8 protein-coding genes and 1 pseudogene are annotated in these 7,606 nt (G+C 62.6%); 4 read left to right on the top strand and 5 right to left on the bottom strand.

Going from position 1 to position 7,606, the window contains the following annotated elements:
- Positions 1–125: 125 nt before the first annotated feature.
- Positions 126–788: a CoA transferase subunit B gene (locus Q427_RS14540; protein WP_043515138.1), complete on the top strand. Its 663-nt coding sequence runs from the start codon at positions 126–128 to the stop codon at positions 786–788.
- A 216-nt stretch (positions 789–1,004) separates the two neighbouring features.
- Here the strand turns inward: Q427_RS14540 and Q427_RS14535 are convergent, their stop codons facing one another.
- The 3 genes and pseudogenes from Q427_RS14535 to Q427_RS14525 all read right to left on the bottom strand — a co-directional run bounded on the left by Q427_RS14535 (position 1,005) and on the right by Q427_RS14525 (position 3,280).
- A complete protein-coding gene (locus Q427_RS14535; protein ID WP_043515135.1) occupies positions 1,005–1,772 on the bottom strand; it encodes a hypothetical protein in 768 nt (255 codons plus the stop codon).
- Positions 1,773–1,924: 152 nt separating this feature from the next.
- Positions 1,925–2,200 (bottom strand): GrxA family glutaredoxin, encoded by a 276-nt coding sequence (locus tag Q427_RS14530; protein ID WP_043515134.1) that lies wholly within the window; start codon positions 2,198–2,200, stop codon positions 1,925–1,927.
- A 259-nt stretch (positions 2,201–2,459) separates the two neighbouring features.
- Positions 2,460–3,280 (bottom strand): annotated as a pseudogene (locus Q427_RS14525) (inositol monophosphatase family protein).
- Positions 3,281–3,395: 115 nt separating this feature from the next.
- On the opposite strand from Q427_RS14525, the gene hybE reads away from it, so the two are divergent.
- Positions 3,396–3,839 carry a [NiFe]-hydrogenase assembly chaperone HybE gene (gene hybE, locus Q427_RS14520; RefSeq protein WP_043515131.1) on the top strand — a complete coding sequence of 148 codons (444 nt, stop codon included), beginning with the start codon at positions 3,396–3,398 and terminating at the stop codon, positions 3,837–3,839.
- A gap of 25 nt (positions 3,840–3,864) precedes the next feature.
- Here the strand turns inward: hybE and Q427_RS14515 are convergent, their stop codons facing one another.
- Together Q427_RS14515 and Q427_RS14510 are read right to left on the bottom strand one after the other, a co-directional pair.
- On the bottom strand, positions 3,865–4,404 hold the full coding sequence (locus Q427_RS14515; protein ID WP_043515129.1) for a response regulator transcription factor: 540 nt from the start codon (positions 4,402–4,404) through the stop codon (positions 3,865–3,867).
- Between the two features lie 40 nt (positions 4,405–4,444).
- Positions 4,445–5,710, bottom strand: coding sequence for an ATP-binding protein (locus tag Q427_RS14510; RefSeq protein WP_043515127.1), 1,266 nt, complete (start codon positions 5,708–5,710; stop codon positions 4,445–4,447).
- Between the two features lie 270 nt (positions 5,711–5,980).
- On the opposite strand from Q427_RS14510, the gene Q427_RS14505 reads away from it, so the two are divergent.
- Both Q427_RS14505 and Q427_RS14500 read left to right on the top strand, forming a co-directional pair.
- Positions 5,981–7,165: a GlxA family transcriptional regulator gene (locus Q427_RS14505; protein WP_043515125.1), complete on the top strand. Its 1,185-nt coding sequence runs from the start codon at positions 5,981–5,983 to the stop codon at positions 7,163–7,165.
- A 124-nt stretch (positions 7,166–7,289) separates the two neighbouring features.
- A partial coding sequence (locus tag Q427_RS14500; protein ID WP_043515124.1) for a membrane dipeptidase occupies positions 7,290–7,606 on the top strand: 317 nt, incomplete at its 3' end.

Here is a 7,606-nt window from a genome sequence, read left to right as displayed (position 1 = left end):
ATCCAGGCTCTTTCGAGAAGCGCATCGAGAAGCGCACCGTTCGCGACTGAACCGCGACTTTCCATGGATTCGATTCGAGCCTTTCGGCCAGGCCGGCATGGCTCACAACGACAAGAGGCAAGAAGATGGCACTGACTCGCGAACAGATGGCACAGCGCGTGGCGCGTGAACTCCAGGACGGCTTTTACGTCAACCTGGGCATCGGCATTCCAACGCTGGTGGCCAATTACATTCCCGATGGTATCGATGTCATGCTCCAGTCCGAGAATGGGCTGCTGGGAATGGGCCGCTTCCCCACCGAGGAGGAGGTCGACCCGGACATGATCAATGCCGGCAAGCAGACCGTGACGGCACGCCCCGGGGCCGCGATCTTCTCCTCCGCGGAGTCCTTTGCGATGATCCGTGGCGGCCATGTGGACCTGACCGTCCTCGGCGCATTCGAGGTCGACCAGGAAGGCAATATTGCCTCCTGGATGGTGCCCGGCAAGCTGATCAAGGGCATGGGCGGCGCCATGGACCTGGTAGCCGGTGCCGAGAACATCATCTGCACCATGACCCATGCGTCCAAGCACGGTGAGTCGAAGCTGCTGGAGAAGTGTACCCTGCCCTTGACCGGGGCGGGCTGTATCAACCGGGTACTGACCGATCTGGCCTATATGGAGATCGAGAACGGTGCCTTCATCCTCAAGGAGCGGGCGCCGGGCGTCAGCGTGGAAGAGATCGTCGAGAAGACAGCGGGCAAGCTGGTGGTGCCCGAGCACGTGCCGGAAATGACGTTTGACGAGTGATCCTCGTTAACCGCTGATTTCGATGAAGCCCGGGCCTGCAGGTCCGGGCTTCATCAGTTTCTGCATCGTGGTCTTGCGCATCGCTTCCGGCATCGCTGCGAAGGCCTGATGAATTTATGACCAGCCTGTTTCAACCCTGTTGTTTCCTGGCCAAGCCGGACTTGCAACGCGCTCTTTCACAGTGTTATCCACAAATTTTGTGGATAACCGTCTCCTTCAGGAGATCTCGCAGCGGGTATGGTGGGGGAGCAGCAGCTCGACGGCACGTTCATGGTCGCTGCTGAGTCGCTTCTGCATCAGGGCCAGGCCACCCAGTGGGATGCGGTGCTCATCGCCGTCGGCGAAGGCGATACGACGCGAACAGGTGGGATAGAAGCGGTAATTCAGCAGTGGCGAGATCGGAAAGAGTCCATGTTGGCGACCCTCGCTACCCTTGAGCCCGCTCTCCTCGAGGGCTTCGTCGAGGCTGTCTATACCCTGACCGATGTGCTCGCAGTCGAAGCCGGCATGGTGCATGCTCGGCCCCATGACCGATAGCCAGCCGGCCAGCGGATGGGCATCGCAGAGCATTCGATAGCTGGGCCAGTCGGGCATCGCCCAGGGACGACCTCGCGTCAACAGGTTCTGTCCACGGGCATCCTGCGGATGGGTATTGGCCACCAGTTCGGCGAGTCGGGCCCTGGGCTCACGCGAGAGGGTTCCCATCTGCAGTTCGGCCAGTATCAGCCATGGGCCGTCATCGGGCGGAGCCAGCAGGGTAACCAGCAGGCCACGATCGGCCATGGCATAGCGTTGGGTGGAACGAAAGCCGAGATGTCCCAGGGTGGGCAAGAGGTCGGCAGCCGCAAAGGGCGACTGGTTCAGCGTCAGTATCGCCAGGTATTCGGCCGGGGTATCGATGGGCCACAGGCGCAGGGCGCCCACATCCGTATTCTGGTGGATGTAGTCGAGCCACAGCTGTTGCAAGAACTCTTCCCGCTGCATCGTTGCCGTTCCTTGTCTCCTGATGCGCCTGTAGGCAGGACGCTTGGCGTCAGTATAGGTGCTGGCGGCAATCGGCTTTCAACGGAGAAGAACGGTCAACGGTACAAGGACGCTACGGGGAGCAGGGCGGGGTGCTCCCCGAGGGTTGGCCATCAGCCTGCGTTGGCCTGGGACATGAGGTCGTGGTCACGCACGTACTGGTCGAACTCCGTGAAACCGCCCACGTGGGACTGGCCGACGAATATCTGTGGCACGGTCGTGACCGGCTTGCCGATGGTCTTCTCCATGTCGGCCTTGCTGATACCTTCCACCAGGATATCGACGTAGCGGTGGCCCTCGATGGCGCCGGACGCTTCCAGCCGCTCGGCAAGCGCCTGGGCACGGACGCAGAAGGGGCAGCCGGGACGGCCGAAAATAACCACGAACATAGAAACACTCCTTGAATGGGTTGGCGACATTGTGACCGATCGCTTGTACGGGCGCCAATAGCGAGCCGCTAGCCTGGATATTGCCCAGGGCTATCGCTGTTGCCGATGTCTCCGATGACCACCGACGTCTCGGCTTCCGCCGGGGCGCCTGGCGGCGCCAGTCGCGATGCAGAGTCGGAGCGCCGAACCAGCGCTCCGACAGCTGTTTTTTCTTGCCATGGCAGGAGGTTACTATGGTGTTGCTGGGCGTCGGAGAGTTTCAGTATTGCATCAAATCATTGTCATCGGCAGCGCGCAGCAGGTCGGCGAGTTCGGCATGGACCTCCGGTGCGCTGACCAGCAGGTTTTCGCCATACAGGTCCTCGGGAATGCCTCCGGGCAAGGATAGAGATGGCCTCCCCGGGCGCCGGCTTCTCGTGCGATCAACAGGCCGGCAGCGAAGTCCCAGGGCGAGACGCTTTCGTAGTAAGCATCAAGCCGGCCGCAGGCGACATCACAGAGGTCCAGTGCCGCCGAACCGTTGCGCCGTACGTCCTGGCAGTGCTGGAGTATCGCCATCAGTCGCCGCATCAGGGGAGGGCGGCTATCGCGCCGGTAGGGAAAGCCGGTGCCAACCAGGCAGTGCTCCAGGTTGGAGCGGCGACTGGCATGGATGGGCTTGCCGTTGCACCAGGCGCCCTGGCCATACAGGGCCGTGTAGGTTTCACCCAGGAACGGGGCGTGGACCACGCCGAGGCGGGTTCTGCCCTCGCTGACCCAGGCGATGGAGACGCCGACATGGTGAAGGCCGTGGGCGAAGTTGACCGTGCCATCGATGGGGTCCACGACCCACAGCGCCTCGGCCGTTGCCATCACCCCTCGATCCGGCGCCAGCTCCTCACTCAGCCGTGACTCGCCCGGCAGTGCTGTCTCAAGCCGCTCGCTGATCAGCCTGTCGATCTCCAGGTCGACATTCGTGACCAGTTCCTGTCCCTGCTTGTAGCGCTGGCTGAACGACTGCCCCTGGCGCGCGGCGATGATGCGTTCACCGGCCTCGTTTGCGATCGATACGGCCAGTTCGAGGCGATCTTGGGGAAGCATGGGCATTCCTCGTCGCAGGTGGAGCTGCCAGAATAGCAGTCGTGATGGATCCCTGCCGAACCCAACGGCCCAATCCACTTTGTGGCCGGATCAATTTGCCGAAGAAGGAGTGCCAATGCAGGCCCTGACACCCGAGCAGTACGAGCGACTTCGTGAGCTGGCGTCAGCCTGGCAGCAGCAGCAGGGTCGCGCGTTGAAGGAGATGGCCCATTACAACCCGAGGTTGAGTGTGGATGCCCTGTGCTTTCAGCTGTTGCCTGAGGATGGGACGGACGGGGAAGAAACGACCTACCTGGCCGGTGCCCTGGTCACCCCGGTGTCGCTTTCGCTGTTGCTGGTTCCGGCCGAGAACGACGCGCCCCCACCCGAGCCGGGAACCCGTCGTCGTTTCGCCCTGCCATCGGGACGCTACCCCTTCGTCGCGGAGCGACCCGCCCCGTCGGTGTGGCTGTGGCGCTGTGAGCTCATCGACGATCTATCGGACCTCGACTCGCTACAGGAGGCGAGCCGGCTGGCCCAGCGGATGATGGACAAGGTCATGACCCCCGACGCGGGGTGAGGGTAGCGTCAATGTGGCAGGAAAATCATCGCCGAACCGGTCGTTTCTGCAGCTTGCGCTGAAGAGTTCGGCGATGCATGCCCAGCGCCCTGGCCGTGGCGGAGATGTTGCCGTCATGCTCCTGCAGCACTTTCTGGATGTGCTCCCAGGCGATGCGATTGATGGAGGGTGGGGAGACGGCCACCTCGGCGTCCGGGTCGCCCTGCTCGCGGCCCAGGGCGATGAGAATTTCCTCGGCATCTGCCGGCTTGCAGAGGTAATTGACGGCGCCGAGCTTGATCGCTTCGACGGCTGTGGCGATGCTGGAGTAGCCGGTGAGCACGACCACGCGACAGGTGGGCAGGACGTCGAGGAGCTCCGGCAGCAGTTTCAGGCCGGAACTCTGTTCCAGCTTGAGGTCCAGCGTCGCGAAGTCGGGGCGATGGCGCCGCGCCAGGGTCATCGCCTGTTCGGCATCGTGTGCCACGAGGACCTCGAAGCCGCGGCGGGTCATGGCGCGCGACAGAACATGGCAGAACATTTCGTCGTCATCGATGATCAGCAGGCGTGTGTCGGCATCTTGCATGGCAACCTCGTCGCGTCATTCGGAAGGGATGCCGCCCGGTTCAGGGCTCGCTGGGCGGCAGGGTCACTTCGGTCAGCGTTCCCCCATCAGGATGATTATACAGGCTAACGCCGCCGCCGAATCGGTTGATGGTGGCGTGGGTGAGAAAGAGGCCGATACCCAGCCCCTTGCTCTTGGTCGACACGAAGGTCTCTCCAAGCTGGTCGGCGATCTCCAGGGCGACCCCGGGGCCATGATCACGGATATCGATCACCACCTCCTCGGCTGTCCAGTCGAGGCGGATGCTGATGTTGTCCGGATTGGCATCCGCGGCATTGTTGAGCAGGTTGGTGATAGCCTGATCCAGGGTGGCGTCCACCTTGAGCCAGGGGGTGCTGTTCTGGCTACCGATATCCAGCCGATGACTGACATCGGGTCGCAGGACCAGCCAGCGCTGTACCACGCTTGCGAGCCATTCGCGGGCATCGTGCACCTCCGGCTTTGCCATGCGGCCGCGATCTGCGCTCTGTACCAGTTGACGCAGCCGTTCCTTGCAGACGTCCACCTGCTGACGCAGCAGGTCGACATCCTTTTCGAGCGCACTGTCTCCACGCACTTCTTCGCGCATCTCGCTCAACAGCACGGCCATGGTCGACAGCGGCGTCCCCAGCTCATGGGCGGTTCCCGCGGCCTGGGTGGCCACCGCCACGACCTGTTCATTGCGCAGGGCTGCCTCTCGCGTGCGTGACAGGGCCTGCTCACGGCTGCGCAACGCATGGGCCATCTTGTAGATGAAGAAGGTCACCAGCCCCGCCGAAAGGGCGAAATTGAGCCACATTCCCAGCACATGGAGATCGATGGCCTCGTCATCGTAGTGGTGGGTCAACTGCGGCACCGGGTGGTAGTCGAACATCAGCATCGTGTAGGCGGCCATGGCCGCCGAGGCGATGATCCAGGCGTATCGCCAGGGCAGCGTGGCGGCGGCGATGGTCACCGGTATCAGGTAGTAATTGATGAAGGGGTTGGTGGAGCCCCCGGTGAGGTAGAACAGCAGGGTCAGGCCCAGGACGTCGGCCAGCAGATGAAGCACGTACTCGGTATGGCTGACGGCCCACTGTCGGCCTAGCCGCCACCAGGTGAAGAGGTTGATCAGCCCCATGGCGACGATCACCCCGATGACGGCGACCACCTGCAGTTCGAAATGAAGTAGCTCCACGCCGATGATCACCGCGGCCAGGAAGCCGGTCCAGGTGATGCCCCTCACGATGGTCAGGCGAACCAGGTTGCGGCTGGGTGTCGAAAGGGGCAGGGGTAGTGCGGAGGGCATGAGGCTCCGTTGCAGAACGTTGGGGACATCATAACCCGTGGCGCTGACGGATACCGAGCGGGACCCGAACTTCGCCCCGATTGCGTCACTCAATGAGAACGGGGCCAGATAGAGAAAAAAACGATAAGCGACGCGTCTCAGGATTGGATAATGTGTATAAGACATGCCGATATGCGACAGGATGTCGCATATCGGCTCTATACTTCGAACACCAATCGGGCAGTGGTGTGGTAAGAGCCGACCGAACCAGTAGCGCGCGGGAGAGAGACCATGACAAGCTCATCACGGAAAGATCCTGAGGGATTCAGGAGCCCGCAGACCCGGGGCGAAGGAATCAAGACCCAGACGATCGGGTTTCTGCTCCTGGACAATTTCACTCTCATCTCGCTGGCATCCGCCATCGAGCCCCTGCGCATGGCCAACCAGCTCGCCGGCCATGAACTCTACCGCTGGTACACCCTCACCGCCGATGGTGAGCCGGTCAGCGCCAGCGATGGGCTCAAGGTGACGCCGGACGTCTCCCTGCGCACGCCGTTGGGGCTCGATATGGTGGTGGTCTGTGGCGGCGTCGGGCCGCATCGCAGCGTGCAGCGCGAGCACGTGGCCTGGCTCCAGGGCCAGGCAAGACTCTCGCGCCGGCTTGGCGCGATCTGTACCGGTAGCTGGGCCCTGGCCAAGGCCGGCCTGCTCGACGGCTACGACATCAGCACCCATTGGGAATGCATGGCGGCGATGCGAGAGGCCTTTCCCCGCGTCGAGCTGACCACGCGGCTGTTCTGCATCGATCGTGATAGAGCGACCTCCTCCGGAGGCACCGCACCGCTGGATATGATGCTCAACCTGATCGCAAAGGATCATGGCCGAGAGCTGGCGGCGGGTATTTCCGAGATGTTCATCTGCGAGCGCGTGCGTAACGAGCAGGACCAGCAGCGCATTCCCCTGCGTCACGTGCTGGGTACCACCCAGCCCAAGCTGCTCGAGATCGTGGCCCTCATGGAGGCCAACCTGGAGGAGCCCATCGGCCTCGATGAGCTCGCCAGCTATGTGGATGTCTCCCGGCGTCAGCTGGAACGGCTGTTCCAGAAGAACCTTCACTGCTCGCCATCGCGCTACTACCTCAAGCTTCGACTGACCCGGGCGCGTCAGTTGCTCAAGCAGACCTCAATGTCGATCATCGAGGTGGCCTCGGCCTGTGGCTTTGTCTCGACGCCCCACTTTTCGAAGTGTTACCGCGAGTTCTTCGGCTTTCCTCCCAGGGACGAGCGTATCGGAAATCTCCAGCCCACGGTGCGCCTCGAGGAGAAGCAGGTGGATGCGCTATTCAGCGGTGCCGCCTTCGAGCCGGTCTCCTGTGAGCCGGTTTCCAGCGCCATGGTCGCCCTCGACCAGGCTCGTGGGGAGCCGACCTATGCCAGTGTGGCGGTCAACCAATCGAGAGTGGCGGTCAATAAATAGCTTGGGCGTCGCTTTCACGACAGATGTGACGCAATTGGAATCCTCTCCGTCGCTTCCAGTCTCCGTGTAGGGAACCTGCCGGCGCTATGCTGCCGGCATGCTACAACAACACGGAGAACCGGCCATGACCCCCCACGAACTGCACCAGGACGCCATCATCATCGATGGCCTCATCATCGCCAAATGGAATCGCGAGCTGTTCGAGGACATGCGCCACGGCGGCCTCACGGCGGCCAACTGCACCGTTTCGGTGTGGGAGGGGTTCCAGGCCACCGTCGATAATATCGTCAAGTCCAACCAGCTGATGGCCGAGTGCAGCGACCTGGTACGTCCGGTGCGCACCGCCGCCGACATCACCCGGGCCAAGGAGGAGGGCAAGACCGGCATCCTCTTCGGCTTCCAGAACGCCAACGCCTTCGAGGACCAGCTCGGCTACGTGGA

Source organism: Halomonas sp. BC04, from assembly GCF_000568385.1.
The sequence above is the reverse complement of the archived record's forward strand: the minus strand, read 5'-3'. Positions and strand labels throughout refer to the sequence as shown.

Coding starts and splice junctions, on each gene's coding strand:
- Q427_RS14540 (WP_043515138.1), top strand. CDS start 126: ATGGCACTGACTCGCGAACAGATGGCACAGCGCGTGGCGCGTGAACTC.
- Q427_RS14535 (WP_043515135.1), bottom strand. CDS start 1,772: ATGCAGCGGGAAGAGTTCTTGCAACAGCTGTGGCTCGACTACATCCAC.
- Q427_RS14530 (WP_043515134.1), bottom strand. CDS start 2,200: ATGTTCGTGGTTATTTTCGGCCGTCCCGGCTGCCCCTTCTGCGTCCGT.
- hybE (WP_043515131.1), top strand. CDS start 3,396: ATGCAGGCCCTGACACCCGAGCAGTACGAGCGACTTCGTGAGCTGGCG.
- Q427_RS14515 (WP_043515129.1), bottom strand. CDS start 4,404: ATGCAAGATGCCGACACACGCCTGCTGATCATCGATGACGACGAAATG.
- Q427_RS14510 (WP_043515127.1), bottom strand. CDS start 5,710: ATGCCCTCCGCACTACCCCTGCCCCTTTCGACACCCAGCCGCAACCTG.
- Q427_RS14505 (WP_043515125.1), top strand. CDS start 5,981: ATGACAAGCTCATCACGGAAAGATCCTGAGGGATTCAGGAGCCCGCAG.